Here is a 25,713-nt window from a genome sequence, read left to right on the forward strand (position 1 = left end):
TTTCTGAAGGAGGAGCTACTCGTATCTCTATTTGCTAGCTAAGCTAGTAGTCATGGAACGATACTTTCGGCTGCGGTGGGTAGGGCTCGTCTTCATCAGCATCGCTGTCTCGCTGATCATCGTCGACTCGACGATCGTCAACGTGGCGATCCCGGCGATCGTCGACGACCTGGGCATCACGTCGACCGAGGTGCAGTGGGTGCAGGAGGCCTACACGCTGGTCTTCGCCGCGCTGCTCCTCGTGTTCGGCAGTCTCGCGGACCGCTTCGGCCGTCGCCGGGTGATGCTCATCGGCGTGGTGGTCTTCGCGGCGTCATCCGTGCTCGCGGCCTTCGCCCCCGACGGTGGGATGCTGATCCTCGCCCGCCTCGCGCAGGGCGTCGGCGGATCGATGATCCTGCCGACGACCCTCTCGATCATCAACGCGACGTTCCGTGGGCGCGAACGCGGGATCGCGTTCGCGGTGTGGGGCTCGACCATCGGCGGCATGGCCGCCGTCGGACCGCTCCTCGGCGGCTGGCTGACCACCGCGTTCTCGTGGCGGTGGGCCTTCGGCATCAACATCCCGCTCGGGATCATCATCGTCGTCGGCGTCCTGCTCACGGTCGCCGAGTCCCGCAGCGATCGTGCCTCGAAGATCGACGTCGTCGGGGCGCTCCTGTCGGTGGTCACGATGGGAAGCCTCGTGTTCGGTCTGATCGAGGGGCGCACCTACGGGTGGTGGCTCGTGGATCAGCGTCCCGAGATCGGCGACTGGACGTGGCCGCTCGACCTGTCGCCGATCCCGTTCGCCTTCGGGCTCGCCCTCATCTCGCTCATCGCCTTCATCGGTTGGGGAGTCCACCGTCAGCGTCAGGGCAAGTCGACGCTGCTGGCGCTGCGTCTGTTCGCGATCCCCTCTTTCCGCAACGGCAACATCGCGGCGACCGTCGTGTCGCTCGGAGAGTTCGGGATCATCCTCGCGCTGCCGCTCTGGTTGCAGTTCGTGCTCGGATTCGACGCGCTGCACACGGGGCTGCTGCTGCTCGCCCTCGCCGTCGGATCCTTCGTCGCCAGCGGAGCCGCGGGAGCGGCGAGCGGAAAGATCGCGCCCGTCTGGGTCGTGCGTGCAGGGCTGGTCGCAGAGATCATCGGCGTGGCCGGCGTCGGCTTCGTCATCGCGCCGGATGCCTCGTGGGTGCCGCTCATCCCGTTCCTGTTCGTCTATGGACTCGGTGTGGGGCTGGCGACCGCCCAGCTCACCGGAGTCGTGCTCGCCGACGTTCCCGTCGACGACAGCGGCGCGGCCTCGGGAACCCAGTCGACGTCGCGCCAGCTCGGTGCGGCCCTCGGTGTGGCCGTGCTCGGAACGGTGCTGTTCACCACCACCGCAGGCGTCCTCGCCTCGTCCCTCGATGACCGAGGACTGTCCGCGGATCAGCGCGACCAGATCGTGTCGTCCGTCGTCGACAGCGCGGGCGGAGCGATCAGCGGGCTCGAGGCGAATCCCGAGACCGCAGCCATCGCTGACGATGCGAAGGAGGCGTTCTCGGACGGCACGCGCTTCGCCGCGTGGACGGCTGCCGGATTCCTCGCCGTCGGTCTTCTGTCGACGATCTCCCTCGGGGCAGGGGCAGGGCCACGAGGTCGGAACGACGACGAGGCGAACGAGGACTCGCGTGCGGTGGGCGCCACTCCGGATCCGGAAGCCGATCCCGCGATCTGACGCCGGTCTCGCGCGCCCCACACGGGGCGCAGCGGAACTATCGGGCGAGTGACGCCAGCTCCCCGCGAGTCCGGCATCCGGTCTTGCGCAGCAGGTTCGACACGTGGAACTTGACCGTGTTGTCGCTGATCCCGAGCGTCGACGCGATCTCTCGGTTGCGTGAGCCGGCGACGACGAGACGAAGCACCTCTCGCTCTCGTGCCGACAGCTCGGTGACCTCGGTGAGCGGCTCCGGCGCGGCGGGCGGATCGAGGGGGAGGCGGATGTCGATCGCCGACCCCCATCCCTCCGTCGACGACACCGCGAGATCGCCGTTCAACGCAACCACGCTCTCGGCGGCGGGACGCAGCGCGTCGTCGCTGACCGAGAGCTCACCGCGCCCGTCGTCCCTGATGCCGATCAGCAGGTTCAGACCGTCGCAGTCCCACTGGATGCGCACGCGGCGCGCGGTCGTGTCATCGACGATCGCGAGCACGGAGTTGCGCACGATCGCTCGAGCGGCGTGGGCGACCTCGCTCGGCAGAGCGCGGCCGGTCGCGGGCGGCTCGATGAACTGCACGTCGAGGTTCCCGAACCGCTCGAGGGGGCGCAGGTCCGACTGCAATCGCGCGAAGGCGCCGACGACGGGCTCCAACACCGCCTCCTTCTGGCGATCGCTGGCGACCCGCAGCTGCACGAGCGCGTTCGCCGCCGACTCGATCGCGAGATTGCGCGCCGCACGGTCATCGAGTCGGTCGGAGCGCAGGATCGCGAGCAGCGACTCGAGGGCCACCGCGTGGCGATCGGCCAGCTCGGAGATCGCTCGCGCGCCGTCCTGATGCGCTCGCCGCAGGGCGGGGGAGTCGACTTCCGGTACTGCCTCGTTCGCACTCACCTACCCATCATGCACCACCCATCCTTTCGGGTAGGTCGAACCGTGCCGGCGGGCGGGGGCACGCCTCGCCGCTTCGGCGCACGATGGACACATGGACGTGATGGAGGTCGGCCTCGGGCATTCTCTGGGGCTCGTGGCGAATGAGGTCGGCGCGGTACTCGACTCGGTGATCCGCACCGATCCGGTGGCGCTCGCGCGCGTGTCCGACCTGGTGGCCGAAGCCCCGCGAGTGTTCGTGCTCGGAGCGGGGCGCTCCGGGCTGGCGCTGCGGATGACGGCGATGAGGCTCATGCACCTCGGTCTGGAGGTGCATGTCGTGGGCGAGACCACGACGCCGGCGATCGCTCGGGATGACCTCCTCGTGGTCGCGAGCGGTTCGGGCACGACATCCGGCATCGTCCGTGCGGCTGAGACCGCCGTGAACGTCGGAGCGAAGGTCGTGGCCATCACGACGGACGCCACGTCGCCTCTGGCGGAGCTGTCGGGCTCAGCGACCGTCGTCGTTCCCGCAGCAGGCAAGCTCGATCGTTCGGGAGCCGCCTCCGCGCAGTTCGCCGGCAGTCTCTTCGAGCAGGCGGTCGTCCTCATCGGCGACGCCCTTTTCCACGCTCTCTGGGCCCGAAGCGGACAGGACGCCGACGACCTCTGGCCGCGTCACTCGAACCTCGAATGACCGAAGCCCCCACATACTCACCCGCAGTAACGAAAGGAACACCATGAAGCTGCAGTTCGCAATGGACACCCTGACGACCGAGGCCGCGCTCGCGCTCGCCGAGGCAGCCGCCCCGCACGTCGACATCCTCGAACTGGGGACGCCGCTGATCAAGAGCGCCGGCCTCAGCGCGGTGACCGCGATCAAGAAGGCGCACCCCGACAAGATCGTCTTCGCCGACCTGAAGACCATGGATGCCGGTGAGCTCGAGGCCGACATCGCCTTCACGGCCGGCGCCGACTTGGTCACGGTGCTCGGCACCGCGGGCGACAGCACCATCGCGGGAGCGGTCAAGGCGGCGAAGGCGCACGGCAAGGGGATCGTCGTCGACCTGATCGGCGTCAAGGACAAGCCCGCACGGGCGAAGGAGGTCGTCGAGCTCGGCGCCGAGTTCGTCGAGATGCACGCCGGCCTCGACGAGCAGGCCGAGGAAGGCTTCACGTTCGACACGCTGCTGCGCGACGGCGAAGCATCCGGTGTGCCGTTCTCGGTGGCCGGCGGAGTCAACGCCGCGAGCATCGGTTCGGTGCAGAAGTCGGGGGCGCAGATCGCCGTCGCCGGAAGCGCGATCTACAGCGCACCGGATGTGGGAGCGGCCGCGGCCGAGCTCCGCGCAGCGATCGGCTGAGCGCGTCTGGCGGTGGGCGGGGTGACCTGTCCGCCTCGCACGCTGAGACGCAGAAGAACCCCGCCCGATGGGCGGGGTTCTTCGTCTGTGTGTGGGTTGTGCGGGGAAGGTGTTTTGCCGCGTGATTCCGGGGCCCTCGAGCAAGGCGGCTCGTGCGATCCTCTGAGGAACGGGTGGTTATCCTCCCCTTCGTCTCACGTCGCGACGGTGCGACATCGCTGATCTCCGGCCCTGCTGTGCGCGCACGCGTCTCGTCCGCGTCTACGCGGGAGGAGTGGTGCGCACCGAGCTCTCGGCAGCCCAGGAGGCGAGAAGGCCCAAGCGCTCCGCCGACGGCGAGCCCGGTTCCGCGGAGTAGATCAGCATGACCTGCCCGGGTTCCGCGGTGAGAGCGAGCTCCTCGTAGACGAGCGTGAGCTCGCCCACCACCGGGTGATGGAAGCGCTTGATGCCCGAACCGTGCGTGCGGACGTTGTGCGCCGCCCAGAGCGTCCGGAAGACGTCGCTTCGAGTCGAGAGCTCCCCGACGAGGTCTTGGATGCCCTTGTCATGCGGGTCTCGTCCTGCCTCGGCGCGGATGACGGCGACGCACATCTCGGCGAACAGATCCCAGTCGGGGTAGAAGTCGTGGGCTGCGGGGTCGAGGAATTGGAACCGAGCGAGGTTGGGCACCCGCCCGCCGTCGCCGATGACCGGGGAGTAGAACGCGCGTCCGAGCGCGTTGGTCGCGATGAGGTTCTGTCGCTGGTCGCGAACGAACGCGACGGCGTCGGTGATGGAGTCCAGGGCCCATTGCAGGCTCGGGCGCGGCGCGGCGGTCTTCACGGCTCGACGACGGTTGCGGCCGGAAGACGGTATGCCGTCAGCGGCCCGGGCCAGGTCGAGCAGGTGGGAATGCTCGGCGTCGGTGAGCTGCAGAGCACGGGAGACGGCGTCCAGCACGGACGCGGATGCTCCGGCGATGGCTCCGCGCTCGAGTTTGCTGTAGTACTCCACGGAGACACCGGCGAGCATGGCGACCTCGCTGCGACGGAGCCCTGCCACTCTCCGGTTCGTTCCTGCAGGAAGGCCCGCGGACTCCGTGGTCAGGTGCGCGCGGCGCGTCATCAGGAACTCGCGCACCTCTGCTCGATTGTCCATGGGATCAGCGTACGGTTCCTGTCCCGCGGGAGGGATGCCCTGAGAGTGCACCCCTCAGGCCGCCATTCATCCGGCGAGTGTCACGCCTGTGGTCTCTGCGAGCGCGGCGAGCAGGTGCTCGTGGAAGATCGAGTCTCCCGCTGCGGCAGCGGGCCGCTGGGTGCTCAGATGGTGCCAGTACCCGCCGGTGCGCGGAGTGATCGACTCGGCGGTCGCCAGGTGCACCTGGGTGAGGTGCCCTTCGCGCAGGTCGTCCGGTGCCCCGGCGCCGCCCATCCGCGTGGGCACCCATCCGGGATCCACCGCATGGACGTGGGCGTCTGGCCAACGGGTCGCGAGAGCGAGGGCCATGGCTGTCACCCAGAGCTTGCTGTCGCTGTACGATCCGGAACCGGTCCGCAGTCCCTCGAGATCCGTGTCTCCACCGCGATGCATGGAGCTGCTCAGGTAGATGAGCCGTTCAGGACGATGCATCGACGCGGTGAGGACATACGGTGCGATGGTGTTGACGCGCACGGCGTCGGGCGAGTGAAGCGCCCCGGCATTGTGCACGGCGGCGTCGAACCGACCGAAGGCGTCCGCCTCACGAGCGAGCTGCTTCACAGCATCGAGGTCGGCGAGGTCCCCGGTGAGTGTTCCCCGCCACCCGCCGGGAGGCACGCGAGAGGGTGTGCGCGCGTGCACCACGACATCATGCCCGCCGTCAGCGAGTGCCTGCGCGGTGGCGAGGCCGAGACCGGCGGAAGCCCCGGTCACCAGGATCAGCGACATCTCAGCCCTCGTCCGCGGGCAGTCGTACTCTCATCGATTGATACTCCTCAGGTCGTCCGAGCTTCTTATTCTGCAAGCGATACGTCACGCGAAGGGTTCCCTGTCAGTACACCTCTCACCAGGGACTCCCGGCGATCCGCCGGGAGCAGAACACTGGTGTGCATGACTTCCTCCGCCACGCAGCCGAAGATGAGTCGGATGCTGCCTGCACTCTTGCTGGTGCTGACCGTGTTCGGTCCGATCTCCATGGACCTGTACCTGCCGGCGCTTCCGGCGCTCACGCAGGAGTTGGGTGCGGCGACGTCCGTCGCGCAGCTCACGGTCACCGCCTGCCTCATCGGGCTCGCTGCCGGTCAGCTGCTCGCCGGGCCACTGTCCGACCGATACGGTCGGCGGAGCATCCTCCTCATCGGCGTCCTCGCCTACGTGGTGACATCGCTGCTGTGCGCGTTCAGCCCGACGGTCGGGACGCTCATCGCCGCCCGCTTCGTGCAGGGGCTCGCCGGCGGAGTGGGGATCGTCATCGCGAACGCGGCCGGCCGCGACGTCTATGCCGGCTCGCAGCTGATCCGGTTCTACGCACGGCTCACCGTCGTGGGCGGCCTCGCGGCCATCGTCGGTCCGCTGCTGGGCGGATTTCTGACGACATTCACCGACTGGCGCGGTCTGTTCGTGTTCCTCGCCGTCGCGGGGGCCGCGATTCTCGCGTTCATCGTCTTCGCATTCGGGGAGACGCTTCCAGGCGACCAGCGCACCTCCGGTGGGTTCGGTCATACTCTCCGCGACTTCGCGACGCTGTTGCGGGACCGGGTGTTCCTCGGAGCGGTACTCAACCAGGGGTTCCTCTACGCTGCCCTGTTCGCCTATCTCTCCGGTGCCACCTTCGTCTTGCAGGACGTCTACGGGCTCTCCCCGCAGTGGTACGCCGCCGCGTTCGGTCTGAACTCCGCCGGTTTCATGGTGTTCGGTCACTTCGGCGGGCGAGCGGCAGAGCGATGGAGCGTGGGCGGCACGCTCGCTGTCGGCGTGGGCGTGACCACGGTCGGAGCCCTCGGGCTGCTCATCGCCGGCGTGATCGTCGTCCCCCTCTGGGCCGTCGTCCTCGCCCTGTTCACGCTGGCCAGCGGCGTCGCCATCGCCTCCCCACCCGCGACCACCATCGCGCTCAGCGGATATCCGCAGATGGCCGGCACAGCGGCGTCACTTCTCGGAATGGCTCGGTTCGGTTTCGGTGGCATCGCTGCGCCGTTCGTCGGCGTCGCCGGAGCGCTCAGCATCCTCCCACTTGGCGTCGTCACCACCACCTCGGCCGTGCTCGCCGCCCTCGCATGCCTCCTCATCGTCCGGCCGCGTCATCACGCGCCGGAACCTGCCGTGACCACGGCATCCGCAACCACCCCCTGACCCTCGGAGAAAGGACACCACCATGCGTGGAGTCATGATGTACGCCCCCGGCGACGTGCGAGTCGAAGACCGCGCCGACCCCGTGATCCTCGAACCCACCGACGCCATCATCCGGCTCTCGGCCACCTGCATCTGCGGGTCCGACCTCTGGCCCTATCGCGGCGCCGAAGAGCTGCAGGAAACGCCTCAGCCGATGGGACACGAGTACGTCGGCGTCGTCACCGAGATCGGCGCAGACGTCAAGAACGTCGCCGTCGGCGACTTCGTCGTCGGCAGCTTCTTCACCTCCGACAACACCTGCGAGATCTGTCGGGCCGGCTACCAGTCCCACTGCGTGCACCGCACGCCCATCGGGGCCGAAGGCACTCAGGCAGAGCTCGCCCGGATCCCGAACGCGGACGGCACGCTCGTAGCCACTCCGGGCCAGCCCGACGAGGATCTGATCCCCTCGCTGCTCGCCGCCTCCGACGTGCTCGGCACGGGGTGGTTCGCTGCCGTCGCCGCGAATGCCGGACCGGGCAAGACCGTCGCCGTTGTCGGCGACGGAGCGGTCGGCCTGCTCGGCATCCTCGCCGCGAAGCAGCTCGGTGCGGAGAGCATCATCGCGATGTCCCGTCACGCCGACCGGCAGGAACTCGCGCGTCAGTTCGGCGCCACCGACATCGTCGAAGAGCGTGGAGATGAAGGAGTCGCGAAGGTCAAGGAGCTGACCGACGGACTCGGCGCACACTCCGTCATCGAAGCGGTCGGCACACAGGCATCCATGGAACAGGCGATTCGCTCCGCCCGACCCGGCGGCCACGTCGGATACGTCGGCGTCTCGCACGACGTGTCCCTCGACGGGTTCGAACTGTTCTTCTCCGGCGTGACCCTGCACGGAGGCCCGGCACCCGTCCGCCGCTTCCTGCCCGAGCTCATCCAGCTCATCTGGGACCGCAAGATCGATCCCGGCGTGGTCTTCGACCTCACGCTCCCGCTCGAGCAGGCCGCCGCGGGGTACACCGCCATGGACCAGCGCACCGCCACCAAGGTGCTGCTGACCGTTTGAGCCAGTGTGGGGCGGACGGGCCGCCCGTCCGCCCCACGACGAACAGGAGGACCACGTATGAACATCGAACCCGCCGCAGCCACGGCCAAGAACCCGCCCGAGCAGTTCGCCGGCCCACCGGGCCAGGATCACTGGCACGCATCCGCAGGTGACACGTTCATGGAGCACATCGCGATGCTCGAGAACGGCGACGACCCCGCGACCACCACCGCGTGGAAGGAACACATCACCGACGATGAGTACGAAGGGAAGGCAACACGATGACCGGATGGACCGGAGGGCAACGTGCCGTGGGCGACATCGCCCCCGCACTCGCGCACTACACCGACAAGGTCCTCTTCGACGAGGTGTGGGCTCGCCCCGAGCTCTCTCCCCGCGACCGCAGCCTGGTCACCGTCTCCGCGCTGGTGACGCTCGGCGCCACGGACCAGCTGGCCTTCCACCTCGGTTTCGCCCGAGACAACGGCGTCACCGAGCAGGAACTCATCGAGACCATCACGCACCTCGCCTTCTATACCGGTTGGCCGCGAGCGATGGCCGCGATCGGAGCTGCACGAGCCGCGTTCGCCGATACGGAGAGATGACGAGAAAAGCCGCCTGAGACCAGGCGGCTTTTCTCTGTAGGTATGTGCCCCCGACAGGAGTCGAACCTGCGACCTACGGTACCGGAAACCGGCGCTCTATCCACTGAGCTACGGAGGCGTACCGATCGACAATATCACTGCTCGGGAGTGGTCTCCGACCCACCCGCCTCGGTGACCGGCGCGTCGCCGAGCTCCGCGAGTGCGGCGGCCAGCTTCTCAGCGAGGTAGCGGTGGCCGTCGGTGGACGGATGCTTGCGACCGATCTCGACGTCGATGACCGACAGATAGTTCTGTTCGGTGATCCAGTCCTGCGCGACGGGGGAGATGTACCACCAGCCGCGGGCCGAGGCGAGCTCTCCGAGGTCCTTGTCGATACGGGCGGTCTCGGTGCCCACCGGAAGCTCGTGGGGAGCGGGGCCGAGAATGACGATCGTGGCGTCGGGGTACTTCGCCGCCATGGCGTCCCACGCGGCGGTCACGGCCTCGCGGTACCCCGCCTCGCCCTGAGTGCGGTCGTTGATCGATCCCTGCATGATGATGAGATCGGGGGTGAGAGCCGGATCCAGTGCGGCGATGCGATCGCCGAAGGCTGGTCCGTCGAGACCGGGCTTGAGATAGCCGCTGCCTCGCACGCCTTTCACGATCGTCTCGCCGTCGAGCAGGTCGGCGAGGACGTACGCGTACCCGAGTGTCGGCTCGGTCGCGGCAGAGCCGTAGGTCCAGGAGTCGCCGAAGACGAGGACAGTCGGATGCTCGGGGAGCAGCAGCGGCTCCGGGGCGATCGTGACCGCCTCATCGTCTGCGGCAGCGGCTCCGACGGGCACCGATGAAGGCACCGGAACCCACGGACGCCACACGCCGAGGATGACCGCGGCGAGAGCCAGGATCACGGCGACGGCGAGGCCTGCGACGGGCAGGCGGTGGCGGGCGGATGCGGCCTTCATGGCATGACTGTAGATCAGGAATCCGTCTGCGCAAATTCGGCGCCGTGACGCGCCGTAAACTGGGAGGCCTATGAACCCTGAAACGCTCGCCGAAGCCCTCCTCGCCGTCCTCGCACCGATCGCCGAGGAACGACGTCCCGGCGAGCCGCTCGCGCTCTCCACAACCGACATCGTCTTCGAGCGCCCGCGCAACCGCGATCACGGTGATTGGGCCTCGAACATCGCGATGCGTCTGGCGAAGCCGTTCGGCACGAACCCGCGGGAACTCGCGCAGCAGATCGCCGACGGCCTCGCGCAGGTCGACGGCATCGCGAGCACCGAGGTCGCCGGGCCGGGGTTCATCAACATCCGCCTCGACGCGGCGGCCGCCGGCGCGCTGGCGAAGGTGATCGTCGACGCGGGCACCGAGTACGGACACAACGACACCCAGGCCGGGCAGAGCATCAACATCGAGTTCGTGAGCGCGAACCCGACCGGCCCCCTGCACATCGGGCACACGCGCTGGGCGGCGCTCGGCGACGCGATCGCGCGCGTGCTCGCAGCATCCGGTGCGACCGTCGCCCGTGAGTACTACATCAACGACGCCGGTGTGCAGATGGAGCGCTTCGCGAACTCCGTGCTGGCTGCCGCGAAGGGGGAGCCCACGCCCGAGGGCGGCTACGCCGGAAGCTACATCGGTGACCTCGCGGCTCGCGTGCTCGCGTCTCGCCCCGATCTGCTCGATCTTCCCGAGGACGAGCGGGTGGTCGTCGCGCGGGAACTCGCCTATGAGTTCCAGCTCGATGAGCAGAAGCAGTCGCTCTCGAAGTTCAACGTCGACTTCGACGTCTGGTTCTCCGAGCGCGTGCTTCATGCCAAGAACGATCAGGGTGTGAGCCTCGTCGACGAGGCGGTCGACCGCCTGCGCGAGCAGGGCCACGTCTTCGACGACGAGGGTGCGGTCTGGGTGCGCACGACCGACTTCGGTGACGACAAGGACCGTGTCATCCGTCGCTCGAACGGCGAGTACACGTACTTCGCCGCGGATGCCGCCTACTACCTGAACAAGGGTGACCGCGGCTTCGAGTACAAGCTGTACCTGCTCGGTGCTGATCACCACGGATATGTCCACCGTCTCAAGGCGATCGCCGGAGCCGCAGGCGAGAACCCGGAGAAGAACGTCGAGGTGCTGATCGGCCAGCTCGTCTCGGTCGGCGGTGCGCGCCTCAGCAAACGCGCCGGAAACATCATCGAGATGGACGACCTGCGCGAATGGCTCGGCACGGATGCGCTGCGCTACTCGCTCGAGCGCTCGCCTGCCGACTCTCCTCTCGCGCTCGACCCCGAGCTGCTGCAGAAGCGCACGAACGACAACCCCGTCTTCTACGTGCAGTACGCGCACGCCCGCACGCACAATGTGGCGCGGAACGCGGCTGACTCCGGAGTGGACCGGTCGGAGTTCGCCCCCGAGACCCTCACGCACGAGACGGAGAGCGCTCTGCTGGGCGCCCTGCAGGAGTTCCCGCGCATCGTCGCCTTCGCCGCGGAGGTCCGCGAGCCGCACCGCGTCGCGCGCTACCTCGAGGAGCTCGCAGGTCTCTACCACCGCTGGTACGACAACTGCCGCGTGATCCCGCAGGGCGACGACCCGATCGAGACCGTGCACCGCACGCGCCTGTGGCTCAACGACGCCGCCGGCCAGGTCTTCCGCAACGGCCTCGACCTGCTCGGCGTGTCCGCACCCGAGCGCATGTGACTCGGCCGCCGTCCGCGCCGTAGGGCAGGATGGCAGCATGAGCGACGACAACCACACCCTCCCTTACCCCGCCGCCGATTCCGAGCATCCGACGCTCGTGATCCCGGGCGAGCAGGGGAGTGCAGACGGCGTCGCCGCCGCGCCCGTGAAGCGGAAGCGCAAGCGCTGGCCGTGGGTGCTGCTGATCGTTGTCGTCGTGTTGGCGCTGCTGGCCGTGGCGGCGGAACTCGTCGTGAGGTCGGTGCTCCCCGGAGTGGTGCGCGGGATCGTCATCGACCAGCTCGACCTCCCCGCCGATCAGCAGCTCGATGTGGAGGCCGACGGCATCCTGCTCCCGCAGCTCATCGGCGGCACGCTCGACACGCTGCATCTCTCCACGGATTCCGTCACGCTGCAGGGGATCACCGGGGCTGCCGACGTGACCGCGACCGGTGTTCCGCTGCGGGGCGGAGACCTCGGCGGCGCGACCGGAACGATCCGCATCGACGAGTCGCAGTTCACCGATCTGCTGGCCGGCACCGACCTGCCCGTCGAGACGGTGAGCCTCGACGCTCCGAACGCGACCGTCGCCGGCTCCGTGACGGCGCTCGGCATCGCCATCCCGATCTCACTCACCGTGATGCCCGGTGTGGCGGAGGGCGACCTCGAACTCACGCCTGTCAGTGCGACGATCGGCGGGCTCGAGGTCGACCTCGATCAGGTCGGCTCGTCGCTCGGTTCGCTCGGCGCCGGTCTCACCGAGACGCAGCGGATCTGCATCGCCGACCAGCTTCCCGCCGGGATCACCCTGACCGGCCTCGAGATCGACGGCTCCGAGGCCGTGATCGACGTGGATGTCGACGGCGCGATCGCGACCGACTCGACGCTGCTCGACAAGGGCGTGTGCCCGCAGGGCTGAGGTCAGTCCGCCGTCGAGCCGGTGCGGAACTCCTTCTCGGCCTTCTGCGCGGTGCGGAGGTCGGCGGTCGCGCGCGCGACGTCGGCTTCGGCCTGCTGCACCCGGCGCTGCGGGAAGGTGGTCGCCCCGAAACGGGCCCGCACTCTGTCGTGACGCTCCTCTTCGGAGGTGACGATGTACGCGCACGCGATCAGGATGACCTGCGTCGACAGGTTGAGCCAGATCAGCAGCGCCAGCAGCGACGCGAACGAGGCGAGCAGCGGGTTGCTGGTCGCTCCGCCGATGAAGAGACCCGACAGCTCCTGCAGGATGAGCAGCCCGACGCCGCCGAGCAGGGCTCCGGACCACAGCGACCGCGCTGCGGGCTGGACACCCGAGAGCATCCGGAAGACGCCGGCGATCAGCGCGGTGTCGAGCGCGAGCACGACGACGAGCGACACGATCCGGATGCCCCAGACGGCGACGGGGGAGTCGTCGGCGATGCCAAGCAGCCCGCTGATCCAGGTGATCCCGAGGCGGCCGACGAACGTGATGCCCGCCGCAGCGACGAACGACAGGCCGACGCCGATCGCGAGCAGCAGGTTGCGCAGCATCACCCAGATGAACAGGATGTCGTCCTGCGCCGTGCCTGCGAGGATCCGCACGGCCGTGCGGAGGGAGCCGACGGCGGCGAGAGCCGAGCCGGTGAGCGCGATGACGGAGATCACCCCGGCGATCGAGAAGGAGAGGGGAGCCTGCAGGTCGGCCGGATCGATGACGCCGCCGTCGCCGATGAGCCCCGGCACCACGGACTGCACGGCGGCGATGATCGCGTCCCACGCCTCCGGATTGCCGGCGAGCCAGAGGGCCGCGATCGAGAAGCCGAGGAGCACCGCCGCGAAGACGCTGAAGAGCGCACGGTAGGTCACGCTGTCGGCGAGCATGGCTCCCCGACGTTCCGAGTACAGCAGGAAGGCACGGACCGGTCGTCGTATCAGCGCCCAGCGGATCGCCGCCGAGCTCACTCGCGCGATCAGGCCGGGGCGGTCGGCGTCAGGGGCTGCGGATGCGGTGCTCATGCCACCACCTTACGAGTGGCGCCGAAGACGATTCAGGGGGTTGACGTCGGGCGTCACCATGACGGAGACGGCATACCGGGTGCCCTAGAATCGGGGGCAACCTCGCAGTGTGCGTTCCTGCCCGAGACCCGTTCCACGATTGGTGTTCCTTGCTTTCCCCTGCCGATTCGCTCGCCCCGGAATGGCTCGTCGAGCCCGTCGACGCGAACGACCTCCCGACCGCGGTATGGCCGGCGTCCACAGCTCGCGATGCCCACGGCGTCATCCAGATCGGGGGCGTCGCCGCCACCGATCTCGTGCACGCCTACGGCACACCGCTGCTCGTGATCGACGAGGACGAGGTTCGCGCCCGTGCACGCGCGTTCCGGCAGTCGTTCGACCGGGCCGCCGCTGACCATGGCACGACCGCGCAGGTGTACTACGCCGGCAAGGCGCTGCTGACCACGACGATCGCACGATGGATCATCGACGAAGGACTCCGGGTCGACGTCTGCACCGGGGGCGAGCTCGAGGTCGCCCTCGCCGCAGGTGTCGCTCCCGCATCCCTCGGCTTCCACGGCAACAACAAGTCCGTCGCCGAGCTCGAACGCGCCGTCGAGGTCGGCATCGGCACGATCATCGTCGACAGCGCGATCGAGATCGAGCGTCTTTCGGCCATCACCGCGCGGACGGAGGCGACGCAGCGCGTGCTGGTACGGGTGATCAGCGGGGTTCACGCCGAGACGCACGACTTCCTCGCCACCGCCCACGAAGACCAGAAGTTCGGCTTCCCGCTGCCCGAGGCCGAGCAGGCGGTCGCTCGCATCCGTGAGATCCCCGGTCTCGAATTCGCCGGCCTGCACTGTCACATCGGATCGCAGATCTTCGGCGTCGCCGGCTTCCGTGAGTCCGCATCGCGGGTGCTCGAGCTGCACGCGGCGCTTCTCGAGAGCGGCCCCGTACCGCAGCTCAATCTGGGTGGCGGCTTCGGCATCGCGTACACCAGCGTCGACGATCCCACGCCCATCGAGACGCTCGCCGGCGAGATCGTCACCGCTGTCGCCGAAGGGTGCGCCGCGCGAGGCATCTCGATCCCTGCCCTCTCCTTCGAACCGGGGCGTGCCATCGTCGGCACCGCAGGCGTCACGCTCTACGAGGTCGGCACGACCAAGGACGTCGCGCTCGAATCCGGGGCCACGCGCCGGTACATCAGCGTCGACGGCGGCATGAGCGACAACGCCCGTCCCGCGCTCTACGGAGCGCAGTTCTCGGCTCGTCTGGCCTCGCGCGTCGGCGTGGGCTCGCCACAGCTCAGCCGCGTCGTCGGCAAGCACTGCGAGTCGGGCGACATCGTCGTCGACCACGAATTCCTGCCCGTCGACGTGACACCCGGCGACCTGCTGGCCGTCCCGGCGACCGGCGCGTACTGCGCTCCGCTGGCGAGCAACTACAACCACGTTCCCCGTCCGCCGATCGTCGCCGTCCGCGACGGCAGGTCGACGGTCATCGTCCGCGGAGAGACCATCGCCGACGTCCTGTCGAGGGATGCCGGCATCGACGCGCCCGAAGCCCACAGGTGATCCGCGGGCCGCACGCGATGCGGCAGCCGATGACGCACGACTGATCCACCCTCCTAAGGAGAAGCAATGACGACTGAGTACCGACGACTTCGGGTGGCGCTCCTGGGCGCCGGCGCGGTCGGCTCCCAGGTGGCCGACCTGCTGCTGCGACACGGCGACGAGCTCGCCGATCGCGCGGGGGCCTCTCTCGAGCTGGCGGGCATCGCCGTGCGAAACCTCGACGCCCCTCGCGACGTCGACCTGCCCAAAGAGCTGTTCACGACTGACGCCGAGTCGCTGATCCTCGGATCCGACATCGTGATCGAGCTGATCGGCGGCATCGAGCCCGCCCGCACGAGCATTCTCCAGGCGATCGGCTCCGGCGCAGACGTCGTCACCGCCAACAAGGCGCTGCTTGCGACGCACGGCCCCGAGCTCTTCGAGGCGGCCGACCGCGTCGGCGCGTCCGTCTACTACGAGGCCGCGGCCGCGGGTGCGATCCCGATCATCCGCCCGCTGCGCGACTCCCTCGCCGGCGACCGGGTCGTGCGCATCATGGGCATCGTGAACGGCACCACGAACTACATCCTCGACCGCATGGACACCGAGGGCGCGGACTTCGCCGACGTGCTCGCCGACGCCCAGCGCCTCGGCTACGCGGAGGCCGACCCCACGGCCGACGTCGAGGGCTACGACGCCGCGCAGAAGGCAGCGATCCTCGCGAGCCTCGCCTTCCACACGGCCGTCCCGCTCGACGCCGTGTACCGCGAGGGAATCACGTCGATCACCGCATCGATGATCGACGAGGCTCGCGCAGCCGGGTTCGTCATCAAGCTGCTCGCGGTGTGCGAGCGCATCGAGGCCAACGGCGCCGAGTCGATCTCGGTGCGCGTCTACCCCGCTCTCGTCCCGAAGACCCACCCGCTCGCGTCGGTGCACGGTGCGAACAACGCCGTGTTCGTCGAGGCGGAGGCCGCCGGCTCCCTCATGTTCTACGGTGCCGGTGCCGGTGGCGTGCAGACGGCATCCGCCGTCCTCGGCGACGTCGTCTCGGCCGCCCGTCGCCACATCGCGGGCGGTGTCGGCGTGGGGGAGTCCACCAGGGCCAACCTGCCCGTCGTGCCGATCGGCCACGTCACCACCCGCTACCAGATCACCCTCGAGGTCTCGGACGCTCCCGGCGTTCTTGCGACCGTCGCCGGGATCCTGAGCGACGGCGACGTCTCGGTCGCCACGGTCGTCCAGACGGTCGAAGGCGAGGGCGAGCCCACGGCCCGCCTCGTGATCGGCACGCACCGCGCGACGGATGCGGCGCTCAGCGCGACGGTCGACGCACTCGCCGACAGCTCTGTCGTCGAGCGCGTCGTCTCGGTGCTGCGCGTGGAAGGCGAATGACGGTGGCAGCAGGGCGCACGGTCGAGGTGACCGTACCCGCGACGAGCGCGAACCTCGGCCCCGGTTTCGACACGCTCGGTCTGGCTCTGAGCGTCTACGACACGCTTCTGGTCACCGGGTTGCCCGCAGGCGAGCTCGAGATCGAGGTCTCGGGATCGGGCGCTGCGGAGATCCCGCGCGACGCGTCGAACCTCATCGTCCGCACGATCGCGCACGTCTACGCCGACGTCGACCGCCCGCTTCCCGGTCTGCGCATCGTGGCTGAGAACGGCGTCCCGCACGGTCGCGGTCTCGGCTCCTCCGGGGCGGCCGTGGCCGCGGGCATCCTTGCCGCCAAGGGGCTTCTCGAAGGCGACGTCGAGATCGACGACGCCGATATGCTGCGACTCGCCACGGAGATCGAGGGGCACCCCGACAACGTCGCGCCAGCGCTGTTCGGCGGACTGACGATCGCGTGGGTGGGCGAGCGCGGACCACAGCACAAGAAGCTGCTCGTGCACCGCGGCGTCTCGCCGCTCGTCCTCGTGCCGTCGTACACGATGTCCACCTCGAAGGCGCGCTCCCTGCAGCCGCCGCAGGTGTCGACCGCGGATGCCGTGTTCAACGTCTCGCGCTCGGCGCTGCTCATCGCGGCTCTCATGCAGAGCCCCGAGCTGCTGCTCGACGCGACGGCCGATCGCCTTCATCAGGACTACCGCGCCGAGGCGATGCCCGAGACGCAGCGGCTCGTGCAGGCGCTGCGCGCCGCGGGGTTCGCGGCCGTCGTGTCGGGTGCGGGGCCCAGCGTCCTCGTACTCGCGGACGGCCCCGGCAGTCGTCAGGATGCCGTGGAACTCGCCGAATCGACCACCGACACCCCGTGGGAAGCGCTGCTGCTCGCGGTCGACGTGCGTGGTGGTACAGTGGGGACTCGAGCGGAGGGCTCCACGTAACTGCGTGAATCTGGCCCCATTGCAACTCTGCAAGACCCGCACGCAAACCCCTGTGGCACTGCTCTCACCGAGAACTCGTTCTTTTCGAGAACCCAGTGCCGAGGCTGGCTGACGCCGAGCGTCAGCCCGTGCGACCGCGCGCAGCACCCGTTGTGCGCGTACCGCTCACGTCTCCGAGACCAAAGAGGGAGTACTCGTGGAGAATTTCTCCGAGACCCAGAACGACAAGGCGGCACCCGCCGCCGAGGCTCCGGCACAGGCCGCGAGCTCCGACGCCGCGACCACCGCTGCGACCGAAGTGGCCCCTGCACGCAAGCGCGCACCGCGCCGTGCGACCACGGCGACGGCAGCAGCCAAGGCTGACAAGGCCGCTGCGGCTGACGCCCCCGCCGACAGCGCACCCGCGAAGTCCGAGGCCCCGGCGAAGGCCGAGGCGCCTGGCGCCGAGGCGCCGGCAGCTGAGGCCGCGCCCAAGGCGAAGGCCCCTCGTCGCAGTCGTGCCAAGAAGGCAGATGCAGAGCTGGCCGTTTCCGCTGAGACGGCCGCCGCTCCCGCCGAGGCGCCCGCAGCGCCCGCAGAAGCCGCTGCTGCTCCCGCTGCAGAGGCATCGGACGAGCCGAAGAAGACCACGGGTCGCGGCCGTCGCACGGCCAAGAAGCCTGCGGCAGAGTCCGAGGCCCCTGCCGTCGAGAAGCCCGCCGAGGCCGCACCGGCTGAGACCGCACCCGCCAACGATTCCTCGTCGGATCAGGGCGAAGGCAGCGACGAGCAGGGCGGCCGAGGCCGCAACCGCAACCGCAGCCGTAACCGCGGGCGCGGCCAGAACGGCAACGGCCAGGCCGGCGAGCAGCAGCAGTCGCAGCAGCCCCAGCAGCAGAACAACGCCGACGACGAGGGCGGCAACGGCCGGAACCGTCAGCGCAACAAGCGCCGCGGCGGCGCTGCTCCGACCGACGAGTTCGACACCGAGATCGGCGAGGACGATGTCCTCATCCCCATCGCCGGCATCCTCGACGTGCTCGACAACTACGCTTTCGTGCGCACGACCGGCTACCTCGCCGGCCCCAGCGACGTCTACGTCTCGCTCGGGCAGGTCAAGAAGTACAACCTGCGCAAGGGCGACGCGATCGTCGGCTCGATCAAGCAGCCCCGTGAGGGCGAGCAGCAGGGCCGTCAGAAGTACAACGCGCTGGTGAAGGTCGACTCGATCAACGGTCTGTCGATCGACGATGCCGCCACCCGCGTCGAGTTCGGCAAGCTCACCCCGCTCTACCCGCAGGAGCGCCTGCGCCTCGAGACGGCTCCCGAGAAGCTGACCCAGCGCATCATCGACCTCGTCGCCCCGATCGGCAAGGGACAGCGCGGCCTCATCGTCGCACCGCCCAAGGCCGGCAAGACGATCGTCCTGCAGCAGATCGCCAACGCGATCGCGCAGAACAACCCCGAGGTCCACCTCATGGTCGTGCTCGTCGACGAGCGTCCTGAAGAGGTCACCGACATGGAGCGCACGGTCAAGGGCGAGGTCATCGCCTCGACGTTCGATCGCCCCGCCGAAGACCACACCACGGTCGCCGAGCTCGCCATCGAGCGCGCCAAGCGTCTCGTCGAGCTGGGCCGCGACGTCGTCGTGCTGCTCGACTCGATCACCCGCCTCGGCCGTGCGTACAACCTCGCGGCTCCGGCATCCGGACGCGTGCTCTCGGGCGGAGTCGACGCGTCGGCTCTGTACCCGCCCAAGCGCTTCTTCGGCGCGGCGCGCAACATCGAGAACGGCGGATCCCTCACGATCCTCGCCACGGCTCTCGTCGAGACCGGCTCCAAGATGGACGAGGTCATCTTCGAGGAGTTCAAGGGCACCGGAAACAGCGAGCTGCGCCTGTCGCGTCAGCTCGCCGACAAGCGCATCTTCCCGGCCGTCGACGTGAATGCGTCGAGCACCCGCCGCGAAGAGATGCTGCTGTCGAACGACGAGGTCAAGATCACCTGGAAGCTGCGCCGGGCCCTCGCGGGCCTCGACCAGCAGCAGGCCCTCGAGGTCGTGCTGGGCAAGCTCAAGGAGACGCACTCGAACGTCGAGTTCCTGGTGCAGATGCAGAAGTCGATTCCGACGCTCCCCTCGGGCGCGCACGGTCACGACAACAACATCCGCTGAGCGGAGCCACTGTGTTCGAGTCCGTCCAGACTCTGATCGACGAGCATCGCCGGGTGCAGGAGGAACTCTCCGACCCGGCGGTGCACGCCGACGCTGCTCGTGCGAAGCGCGTCAACCGCCGCTACGCGGAGCTGTCCAGGATCGTCGCCGCCCACGACGCGTGGGTGGCGGCATCCGACGATCTGGAAGCGGCGCGCGAACTCGCCCGCGAGGATGAGGCGTTCGCCGCAGAGGTTCCGTCACTCGAAGAGGGCGTCGAGGCGGCGCAGGAGAAGCTTCGGCGCCTCCTCATCCCGCGCGACCCCGACGATGCGCGCGACGTGATCATGGAGATCAAGGCGGGGGAGGGCGGTGCCGAGTCGGCTCTCTTCGCCGCCGATCTGCTGCGCATGTACATCCAGTACGCGGCATCCAAGGGGTGGAAGACCGAGCTCCTCGAGCGCAATGAGTCCGACCTCGGCGGCTACAAAGACGTCCAGGTCGCGATCAAGGGCTCATCCACAGACCCCGCGCAGGGCGTCTGGGCTCATCTCAAGTACGAGGGCGGCGTGCACCGGGTGCAGCGCGTGCCCGCGACCGAGTCGCAGGGGCGCATCCACACGTCGACCACCGGCGTGCTGGTGTTCCCCGAGGTCGACGAACCCGACGAGATCGCGATCAACCAGAACGATCTGAAGATCGACGTGTTCCGCTCGTCCGGCCCGGGCGGCCAGTCGGTCAACACCACGGACTCCGCTGTGCGCATCACGCACCTTCCCAGCGGCATCGTCGTGTCGATGCAGAACGAGAAGTCCCAGCTGCAGAACCGTGAGGCCGCCATGCGCGTGCTGAGGGCCCGGCTGCTCGCCAAGCAGCAGGAGGAGCTGGATGCTGCGGCATCCGACGCGCGGAAGTCGCAGATCCGCGGCATGGACCGCTCCGAGCGCATCCGCACCTACAACTTCCCCGAGAACCGCATCGCCGACCACCGGACCGGATTCAAGGCCTACAACCTCGATCAGGTGATGGACGGCGCGCTCGAGCCGATCATCGAATCCGCGATCCAGGCCGACGAAGAGGCGCGACTCGCGGCTGTGGGCTCCGAGTCCTGAACCGCGCGCCCCACGTGCGCCCTGGCGCCCGGTGACCGATCAGGTGCGGGCGGCGTAGCGGTGTTCCGGACGTCCGGTGGCTCCGTATCGGAGTCGCACTTCGACGACCGTCCGCGCCGCGAGCGAGGCGAGGTGACGCTGTGCGGTGGCCCGTGAGATCCCGACGCGCTCTCCGACTTCGGCCGCCGATGCCTCGCCGTCGCCGAGTGCGGCCAACACCAGCTGCTCGGTCGCCGATCGTGAGACGGAGACCGGTTCTCCGGAACCGTGCAGGATGGCCAGTGCGCGATCCGTGTCGTCCTGGCGCACGGGGCGGTCGCCGGCGAGGATGTTCCGGTACCGCGAGTACCGATCGAGGAGGCCGGTCAGCGCCCGGCGCTCGAAGGGCTTCAGCAGATAGCCCAGCGCTCCCGACCTCAGTGCCCTCCGCACGGTCGGGGCGTCGTCCGCGGCGGAGATGAGGACCGCATCGACGCTGGCGTCTTGCACGAGGGCGATGCCGTCGCCGTCGGGCAGGAAGACATCGGCCAACAGCAGATCCGGGTGCGCGGTGCGGATGGCTTCCCGTGCCTCGGCGATCGAGCGCACGGGCTCCAGTGCGATGAAACCGGGTTGCTCGTCGATGATCGCGCGATGCAGCTCTCCGACTCGGAAGTCGTCGTCGAGGATGAGAACGCGGAGGGGATCGGTCATGGGTGCTCCTCGTGAGCTGTCGTGATGTCTGTGAGGGCGCCGTCGAGGCGCGCGGCGAACACGGCGCCGCACTCCGTGCCGCCGGGGTCGATGATCCAGAGGTCGCCGTTCCTGCGCCGTGCGATCTCGCGCGCGAGCGGGAGGCCGAGGCCGTGCCCGTGGATGCGGTCGGAGCCGACGTCGTCCGAGGGCTTCGGTGACATCGGATCGACGCTCCCGAGTCCCGCGCCCGAGTCCGCCACTGTGAGCACGAGCGCGTCTCCGTCGCCCAGTACGGCGACCTCGACCCAGCGAGGCGTGCGCTCCCCGGCGACGGCGGCGGTCACGGCGTTGTCCACGAGATTGCCCAGCACGGCGGCGACGTCTTCCGGTTCCGCCACACTGCCCAGCAGCTGGCTGTCGTCCGCGATGCGGAGGGAGACGCCACGCTCGCCCGCCTCGACACCCTTCGCGCCCAGGAACGAGGTCAGGAAGGGGTCGCGGAGGAGGCCGAGGCCGGCGACGGGGAACGCCACGGACCCGCGCTCGACGAGCTCGCCGAGGAAAGCCCGCGCGTCCGAGACCCGCTCGGCATCGATCAGCCCTGCGGCGACGTGCATGCGATTGGCGAACTCGTGTCGCTGCACACGCAGCGCTGCGGTCATCGTGCGCACCGTGTCGAGCCTCTCGGTGAGCGCGATCAGGTCGGTGCGGTCGCGGATGATCAACACGTCGCCGAGAGAGCGTCCGTCGCGTACGACAGGCCTCGCCTCGAGGTACAGCACTCGCTCGTCCACGACGGCAGTCGATCGCTCACGGTCGCCGGTCACGGTCTCGAGCGCGGTCGGGGGGAGACCGAGGGCGGTGAGGGGGCGACCGATCGGTGCGGTGAGACCCAGCATCCGATCAGCGGCGTCGTTGCTCACCCTCACGATGCCCGCGGTGTCGACGGCGAGCACTCCGTCGTCCACGCCGTTGAGGACGGCGGTCTGGTTCTGCACGAGCGCGACGAGCTCTTCAGGCTGCACGCCGAGCGTGAGGCGCTCCCAGCGACGGCGCAGAAGGAGGAAGGTGAGGACAGCGAGGGTGAGTGCCCCCACGGCGGTGACACCGATAACGGCGAGCAGCGGCGGCAGGTCGTCGAAGACGCCCGTCCGCTCGAACCCCACGCTGACCTCGCCGACGGGGGTGCCGGTCTTGTCGCGCACCGGCACCTTCGCACGCGCGGACTCGCCGAGGGTTCCGGTCTGCCAGTCGACCACCTCGTTGCCCGCGAGCACCTCCTCGAACGGGGTGCTCACCTCTTCGCCGATGCGCGAGGGCGTGGGGTGGGCGAGACGGATGCCCTCGTCATCCGCGATCACGACGAAGAGCGCGCCGGTGCGTTCGGCGACGTCCGTCGCGGTGCGCTGGAGCTCGCCGACTCTGAGCGACTCGGCATCCGGTCTGACCTCGGCGGAGGAGATGCGTGCGACCTCGGCGCGGACCTGCGGGTCCTCAGCCAGCGTCCTCGCGATGCCGAGAGCGGTGGACTCGGCCTCCGCGCGCAACTGTTGGACGGCGAGTGCCAGGTAGATGCCTGTGCAGAGGCCGACCACGAGTGCGACGGTGGCGAGGTGCAGGAGCAGCGCGCGGGTCGCGAATCGCGGCCGGTTCTTCGTCGTCATCGCCACGGGCGCTCCCTTCGCGCAATATGCGCAGAACCCACGCTACGCGCACAACGACAGGGAATGCGTCTTAACGCGCCAGTGCCGAGCGGATTGCCTAGTCTCGTCAGGATCCGTCACAGACGACGGAGCGACGACGAAGGAGTCACCGTATGCCCGACCTGCTCACCGGCCTGCCCGCGGCCGCAGAAGAGGCGCCCACGTATGACGTGGCGTTCGTACCACCGGAGTGGGTGCTCGTCCTTCTCGGATTCACGATGGTGCTCGCCTTCATGACGCTCATCATGACCAAGCGTCTGACCCCGATGGTCGCGCTGATCCTCGTCCCGACCGCGTTCGGTCTGTTCGCAGGCGCCGGTCTCGGTCTCGGCGACATGATCCTGGACTCGATCGCGACGATGGCCCCGACGGCCGCTCTCCTGATGTTCGCGATCATGTTCTTCGGGATCATGATCGACGTGGGGCTGTTCGACCCGCTCATCCGCGTGATCACCCGAGTGCTCGGTGACGACCCCGCGAAGGTCGTACTCGGCACCGCGATCCTCGCCGGCGCGGTCTCCCTCGACGGCGACGGCTCGACCACGTTCATCATCACGACGTCGGCCATGCTGCCGATCTACCTGCGGCTCGGCATGAGCCCCGTGGTGCTCACCTGCGTCGCGGGTCTCATGAACGGCACGTTGAACATCGTGCCGTGGGGCGGCCCCACTGTGCGCGCGGCGACGGCCCTCGGGCTCCAGCCGACGGACATCTTCGTCCCGATGCTCCCGGCACTCGGTGTCGGCATCGTCGTCACGCTCGGCTTCGCGTGGATGCTCGGGCTGGGGGAGCGGCGCAGGCTCGGTCGCCTCGATTCGGAGGGCCTCCTCGCCGGGTCCGGGGGCGGTGCGCTGTCGACCGTGCCGAAGATCTTCCGCGGATCCGACGCGAAGCCCGGAGCACGCGCCGCGCTGCGCACCGGCAACATCGTCGTCGTCGCCGGCGGACGGGCACCGGTGGCCGCCGCGAGCGTCGACCCGGCGGACACCGCGATGGCCGACACCATGCTCGACCCGGCTCGCCCCACGCTGCGTCCGACGCTGATCTGGTTCAACCTCGCTCTCACGCTCGCCGTGATGGTCCTCCTCGTCCTCGACATCATGCCGCTGCCCTACGTCTTCATGGTCGGTGCCGCCGTCGCCCTTCTGGTCAACTTCCGGGGGATCAAGGATCAGGCGTCCGAGATCGTGGCGCATGCGCCGAGCATCGTCGGCGTGGTGTCGATGGTGATCGCCGCGGGGGTGCTGGTCGGCGTCCTGTCGGGGACCGGCATGGTCGATGCGATGGCGACGTGGATCACCGACGTCCTGCCCCCGGCGCTCGGCCCGTTCCTCGCACCGATCACGGGTGTGCTGTCGATCCCGTTCACGTTCTTCATGTCGAATGACGCGTTCTACTTCGGCATCCTCCCGGTCCTCTCGCAGAGCGCCGCGACGTTCGGCATCGACCCTGTCGAGATGGCGCGGGCCTCGATCATCGGGCAGCCCGTGCATCTGCAGAGCCCGCTGGTGCCGGCGATCCTGCTTCTCGTCTCCCTCGCGGGAGTGAACCTCGGCGATCACCACAGGAAGGTGCTCTGGCGTGCCACGATCGTGTCGCTCGTGATGCTCGGGATCGGCATCCTGTCCGGAGCGATCCCCTTCTTCGTCGCCGCGTGACCGCATCCGCCGCGGGGACCCGGATGCGCCGGTTCCCCGCGGCTCGGTGCCGGAGCGATATGCTCAGCGCGTGATCACGTTCCTCTTCCGCGCGCTTCTGTACGTCGTGTCCGCCGGGCTCGGCCTCATCGTCGCCGACCTCCTGCTAGACGGATTCCAGATCCAGTGGGACAAGTGGTGGGGCTTCGTCATCTGCATCCTGATCTTCGCGATCGTGCAGAGCATCCTCGCCCCGTGGGTCAGCAAGATCGCCGATCGCTACGCGCCGGTGCTGATGGGAGGCATCGGGATCGTGTCCACACTCATCGCGCTGGTGGTCGTCGTGCTGCTGCCGATCGGCGGTCTGCGCATCGTCGACCTCGCGGGCTGGCTGCTCGGCGCAGTGATCGTCTGGCTGGTCACGGCGCTGGGAAGCGTGCTGCTGCCGCTGATCTTCCTGCGCAAGAAGGTCGACAAGGCGCGCGGCCGTTGAGGCGCCCGGCGGTCGCCGGAGAGTCTCAGATCGAGTAGTCGGGTGCGGTGAGCATCGCCTTGGTGTCTTCGCCGAGGATGCGTGCCCGTGCCTTCGCCGGGATGCCGACCAGGATGCTGTCGGCGGGAGCGTCGCGCGTGACCACCGCGTTCGCGCCGACCACCGATCCCTCGCCGATCGTGATCGGTCCGAGGATCTTCGCTCCCGCCCCCACGGCGACGCCGTCGCCGAGCGTGGGGTGCCGTTTACCCGAGTCCCTGGTGCGGCCGCCGAGCGTGACGCCGTGGTACAGCATCACATCGTCGCCGACCTCGGCGGTCTCGCCGATGACGACCCCCATGCCGTGATCGATGAAGAATCGCCGTCCGATCTGCGCGCCGGGATGGATTTCGATGCCCGTGAGCCAGCGCGAGACCTGAGAGGTCCCGCGCGCCAGCAGTCGAAGCCGTCTGCGCCAGAGCGCATGTGAGACGCGATGCGCCCAGATCGCGTGCAGCCCGGGGTACAGGAGCGCGACCTCTGCCGCGCTGCGGGCCGCGGGGTCGCGAAGTCGGGCTGCCGCGATGTCCTCGCGCATTCGGCCGATCATGCCCATC

General features: G+C 68.9%; 24 protein-coding genes and 1 tRNA gene. 16 read left to right on the top strand and 9 right to left on the bottom strand.

What is annotated here, in order from left to right; all coding sequences use genetic code 11:
- Positions 1–52 precede the first annotated feature (52 nt).
- Positions 53–1,705, top strand: coding sequence for an MFS transporter (locus JOF42_RS09415; RefSeq protein WP_210097626.1), 1,653 nt, complete (start codon positions 53–55; stop codon positions 1,703–1,705).
- Between the two features lie 37 nt (positions 1,706–1,742).
- On the opposite strand, the gene JOF42_RS09420 is transcribed toward JOF42_RS09415, so the two are convergent.
- Positions 1,743–2,579 carry a helix-turn-helix transcriptional regulator gene (locus tag JOF42_RS09420; protein WP_210097627.1) on the bottom strand — a complete coding sequence of 279 codons (837 nt, stop codon included), beginning with the start codon at positions 2,577–2,579 and terminating at the stop codon, positions 1,743–1,745.
- A 91-nt stretch (positions 2,580–2,670) separates the two neighbouring features.
- Between JOF42_RS09420 and hxlB the strand changes: the two genes are divergently transcribed.
- Together hxlB and hxlA are read left to right on the top strand one after the other, a co-directional pair.
- A complete protein-coding gene (hxlB, locus tag JOF42_RS09425) occupies positions 2,671–3,252 on the top strand; it encodes a 6-phospho-3-hexuloisomerase (protein ID WP_210097628.1) in 582 nt (193 codons plus the stop codon).
- Between the two features lie 43 nt (positions 3,253–3,295).
- Positions 3,296–3,919, top strand: coding sequence for a 3-hexulose-6-phosphate synthase (gene hxlA / locus JOF42_RS09430; protein WP_210097629.1), 624 nt, complete (start codon positions 3,296–3,298; stop codon positions 3,917–3,919).
- A 261-nt stretch (positions 3,920–4,180) separates the two neighbouring features.
- Here the strand turns inward: hxlA and JOF42_RS09435 are convergent, their stop codons facing one another.
- Together JOF42_RS09435 and JOF42_RS09440 are read right to left on the bottom strand one after the other, a co-directional pair.
- On the bottom strand, positions 4,181–5,059 hold the full coding sequence (locus tag JOF42_RS09435; protein ID WP_210097630.1) for a helix-turn-helix domain-containing protein: 879 nt from the start codon (positions 5,057–5,059) through the stop codon (positions 4,181–4,183).
- Positions 5,060–5,125: 66 nt separating this feature from the next.
- Positions 5,126–5,830 carry an SDR family NAD(P)-dependent oxidoreductase gene (locus JOF42_RS09440; RefSeq protein WP_210097631.1) on the bottom strand — a complete coding sequence of 235 codons (705 nt, stop codon included), beginning with the start codon at positions 5,828–5,830 and terminating at the stop codon, positions 5,126–5,128.
- Positions 5,831–5,992: 162 nt separating this feature from the next.
- On the opposite strand from JOF42_RS09440, the gene JOF42_RS09445 reads away from it, so the two are divergent.
- Genes JOF42_RS09445 through JOF42_RS09460 form a run of 4 tightly spaced genes read left to right on the top strand, consistent with a single transcriptional unit; the run spans position 5,993 to position 8,866 of the window.
- On the top strand, positions 5,993–7,234 hold the full coding sequence (locus tag JOF42_RS09445; protein WP_210097632.1) for a multidrug effflux MFS transporter: 1,242 nt from the start codon (positions 5,993–5,995) through the stop codon (positions 7,232–7,234).
- Positions 7,235–7,256: 22 nt separating this feature from the next.
- Positions 7,257–8,282 carry a zinc-dependent alcohol dehydrogenase family protein gene (locus JOF42_RS09450; protein ID WP_210097633.1) on the top strand — a complete coding sequence of 342 codons (1,026 nt, stop codon included), beginning with the start codon at positions 7,257–7,259 and terminating at the stop codon, positions 8,280–8,282.
- A 57-nt stretch (positions 8,283–8,339) separates the two neighbouring features.
- Positions 8,340–8,546 carry a cupin domain-containing protein gene (locus JOF42_RS09455; protein ID WP_210097634.1) on the top strand — a complete coding sequence of 69 codons (207 nt, stop codon included), beginning with the start codon at positions 8,340–8,342 and terminating at the stop codon, positions 8,544–8,546.
- Positions 8,543–8,866: a carboxymuconolactone decarboxylase family protein gene (locus tag JOF42_RS09460; protein WP_210097635.1), complete on the top strand. Its 324-nt coding sequence runs from the start codon at positions 8,543–8,545 to the stop codon at positions 8,864–8,866. The genes JOF42_RS09455 and JOF42_RS09460 overlap by 4 nt, the downstream gene beginning before the upstream one ends.
- A 45-nt stretch (positions 8,867–8,911) precedes the next feature.
- Here the strand turns inward: JOF42_RS09460 and JOF42_RS09465 are convergent.
- Positions 8,912–8,984: transfer RNA gene (locus JOF42_RS09465), tRNA-Arg, on the bottom strand.
- 16 nt (positions 8,985–9,000) lie between these two features.
- Positions 9,001–9,810 (bottom strand): SGNH/GDSL hydrolase family protein, encoded by an 810-nt coding sequence (locus tag JOF42_RS09470; protein ID WP_210097636.1) that lies wholly within the window; start codon positions 9,808–9,810, stop codon positions 9,001–9,003.
- Positions 9,811–9,880: 70 nt separating this feature from the next.
- Between JOF42_RS09470 and argS the strand changes: the two genes are divergently transcribed.
- Positions 9,881–11,545: an arginine--tRNA ligase gene (argS, locus tag JOF42_RS09475; RefSeq protein WP_210097637.1), complete on the top strand. Its 1,665-nt coding sequence runs from the start codon at positions 9,881–9,883 to the stop codon at positions 11,543–11,545.
- 37 nt (positions 11,546–11,582) lie between these two features.
- Positions 11,583–12,443 (top strand): LmeA family phospholipid-binding protein, encoded by an 861-nt coding sequence (locus JOF42_RS09480; protein WP_210097638.1) that lies wholly within the window; start codon positions 11,583–11,585, stop codon positions 12,441–12,443.
- Positions 12,444–12,445: 2 nt separating this feature from the next.
- On the opposite strand, the gene JOF42_RS09485 is transcribed toward JOF42_RS09480, so the two are convergent.
- The gene (locus JOF42_RS09485; protein WP_210097639.1) at positions 12,446–13,501 is read right to left on the bottom strand and encodes a YhjD/YihY/BrkB family envelope integrity protein; all 1,056 of its coding nucleotides are present in this window, start codon (positions 13,499–13,501) and stop codon (positions 12,446–12,448) included.
- Positions 13,502–13,650: 149 nt separating this feature from the next.
- Here JOF42_RS09485 and lysA point away from each other — a divergent pair, with 149 nt between their 5' ends.
- From lysA to prfA, 5 genes are all read left to right on the top strand, one after another.
- Positions 13,651–15,060 carry a diaminopimelate decarboxylase gene (lysA, locus tag JOF42_RS09490; RefSeq protein WP_210097640.1) on the top strand — a complete coding sequence of 470 codons (1,410 nt, stop codon included), beginning with the start codon at positions 13,651–13,653 and terminating at the stop codon, positions 15,058–15,060.
- A gap of 66 nt (positions 15,061–15,126) precedes the next feature.
- Positions 15,127–16,434 (top strand): homoserine dehydrogenase, encoded by a 1,308-nt coding sequence (locus JOF42_RS09495; protein ID WP_210097641.1) that lies wholly within the window; start codon positions 15,127–15,129, stop codon positions 16,432–16,434.
- Complete coding sequence (thrB, locus tag JOF42_RS09500; protein ID WP_210097642.1) at positions 16,431–17,366, top strand: homoserine kinase; 936 nt, start codon at positions 16,431–16,433, stop codon at positions 17,364–17,366. The genes JOF42_RS09495 and thrB overlap by 4 nt, the downstream gene beginning before the upstream one ends.
- 196 nt (positions 17,367–17,562) lie before the next feature.
- Complete coding sequence (gene rho / locus JOF42_RS09505) at positions 17,563–19,518, top strand: transcription termination factor Rho (RefSeq protein WP_210097643.1); 1,956 nt, start codon at positions 17,563–17,565, stop codon at positions 19,516–19,518.
- Positions 19,519–19,529: 11 nt separating this feature from the next.
- Positions 19,530–20,609: a peptide chain release factor 1 gene (gene prfA / locus JOF42_RS09510; RefSeq protein ID WP_210097644.1), complete on the top strand. Its 1,080-nt coding sequence runs from the start codon at positions 19,530–19,532 to the stop codon at positions 20,607–20,609.
- A 39-nt stretch (positions 20,610–20,648) separates the two neighbouring features.
- Here the strand turns inward: prfA and JOF42_RS09515 are convergent, their stop codons facing one another.
- Both JOF42_RS09515 and JOF42_RS09520 read right to left on the bottom strand, forming a co-directional pair.
- Positions 20,649–21,302, bottom strand: a complete 654-nt coding sequence (locus JOF42_RS09515; protein ID WP_210097645.1) for a response regulator — start codon at positions 21,300–21,302, stop codon at positions 20,649–20,651.
- Complete coding sequence (locus JOF42_RS09520; protein ID WP_210097646.1) at positions 21,299–22,948, bottom strand: sensor histidine kinase; 1,650 nt, start codon at positions 22,946–22,948, stop codon at positions 21,299–21,301. Before JOF42_RS09520 ends, JOF42_RS09515 begins: the two co-directional genes overlap by 4 nt.
- Positions 22,949–23,100: 152 nt before the next feature.
- Here JOF42_RS09520 and JOF42_RS09525 point away from each other — a divergent pair, with 152 nt between their 5' ends.
- Together JOF42_RS09525 and JOF42_RS09530 are read left to right on the top strand one after the other, a co-directional pair.
- Entirely contained in the window at positions 23,101–24,645 is a 1,545-nt protein-coding gene (locus JOF42_RS09525) for a CitMHS family transporter (protein WP_210097647.1), read from the top strand.
- 70 nt (positions 24,646–24,715) lie between these two features.
- Complete coding sequence (locus JOF42_RS09530) at positions 24,716–25,117, top strand: phage holin family protein (RefSeq protein ID WP_210097648.1); 402 nt, start codon at positions 24,716–24,718, stop codon at positions 25,115–25,117.
- 25 nt (positions 25,118–25,142) lie between these two features.
- On the opposite strand, the gene epsC is transcribed toward JOF42_RS09530, so the two are convergent.
- Positions 25,143–25,712, bottom strand: coding sequence for a serine O-acetyltransferase EpsC (epsC, locus tag JOF42_RS09535; RefSeq protein ID WP_210097649.1), 570 nt, complete (start codon positions 25,710–25,712; stop codon positions 25,143–25,145).
- Position 25,713: the final 1 nt, after the last annotated feature.

The sequence above is a fragment of the Microbacterium phyllosphaerae genome, from assembly GCF_017876435.1.
In the GTDB taxonomy this organism is placed as follows: domain Bacteria; phylum Actinomycetota; class Actinomycetes; order Actinomycetales; family Microbacteriaceae; genus Microbacterium; species Microbacterium phyllosphaerae.

Coding starts and splice junctions, on each gene's coding strand:
- JOF42_RS09415 (WP_210097626.1), top strand. CDS start 53: ATGGAACGATACTTTCGGCTGCGGTGGGTAGGGCTCGTCTTCATCAGC.
- hxlB (WP_210097628.1), top strand. CDS start 2,671: ATGGACGTGATGGAGGTCGGCCTCGGGCATTCTCTGGGGCTCGTGGCG.
- hxlA (WP_210097629.1), top strand. CDS start 3,296: ATGAAGCTGCAGTTCGCAATGGACACCCTGACGACCGAGGCCGCGCTC.
- JOF42_RS09435 (WP_210097630.1), bottom strand. CDS start 5,059: ATGGACAATCGAGCAGAGGTGCGCGAGTTCCTGATGACGCGCCGCGCG.
- JOF42_RS09440 (WP_210097631.1), bottom strand. CDS start 5,830: ATGTCGCTGATCCTGGTGACCGGGGCTTCCGCCGGTCTCGGCCTCGCC.
- JOF42_RS09445 (WP_210097632.1), top strand. CDS start 5,993: ATGACTTCCTCCGCCACGCAGCCGAAGATGAGTCGGATGCTGCCTGCA.
- JOF42_RS09450 (WP_210097633.1), top strand. CDS start 7,257: ATGCGTGGAGTCATGATGTACGCCCCCGGCGACGTGCGAGTCGAAGAC.
- JOF42_RS09455 (WP_210097634.1), top strand. CDS start 8,340: ATGAACATCGAACCCGCCGCAGCCACGGCCAAGAACCCGCCCGAGCAG.
- JOF42_RS09460 (WP_210097635.1), top strand. CDS start 8,543: ATGACCGGATGGACCGGAGGGCAACGTGCCGTGGGCGACATCGCCCCC.
- JOF42_RS09470 (WP_210097636.1), bottom strand. CDS start 9,810: ATGAAGGCCGCATCCGCCCGCCACCGCCTGCCCGTCGCAGGCCTCGCC.
- argS (WP_210097637.1), top strand. CDS start 9,881: ATGAACCCTGAAACGCTCGCCGAAGCCCTCCTCGCCGTCCTCGCACCG.
- JOF42_RS09480 (WP_210097638.1), top strand. CDS start 11,583: ATGAGCGACGACAACCACACCCTCCCTTACCCCGCCGCCGATTCCGAG.
- JOF42_RS09485 (WP_210097639.1), bottom strand. CDS start 13,501: ATGAGCACCGCATCCGCAGCCCCTGACGCCGACCGCCCCGGCCTGATC.
- JOF42_RS09495 (WP_210097641.1), top strand. CDS start 15,127: ATGACGACTGAGTACCGACGACTTCGGGTGGCGCTCCTGGGCGCCGGC.
- thrB (WP_210097642.1), top strand. CDS start 16,431: ATGACGGTGGCAGCAGGGCGCACGGTCGAGGTGACCGTACCCGCGACG.
- JOF42_RS09515 (WP_210097645.1), bottom strand. CDS start 21,302: ATGACCGATCCCCTCCGCGTTCTCATCCTCGACGACGACTTCCGAGTC.
- JOF42_RS09520 (WP_210097646.1), bottom strand. CDS start 22,948: ATGACGACGAAGAACCGGCCGCGATTCGCGACCCGCGCGCTGCTCCTG.
- JOF42_RS09525 (WP_210097647.1), top strand. CDS start 23,101: ATGCCCGACCTGCTCACCGGCCTGCCCGCGGCCGCAGAAGAGGCGCCC.
- epsC (WP_210097649.1), bottom strand. CDS start 25,712: ATGGGCATGATCGGCCGAATGCGCGAGGACATCGCGGCAGCCCGACTT.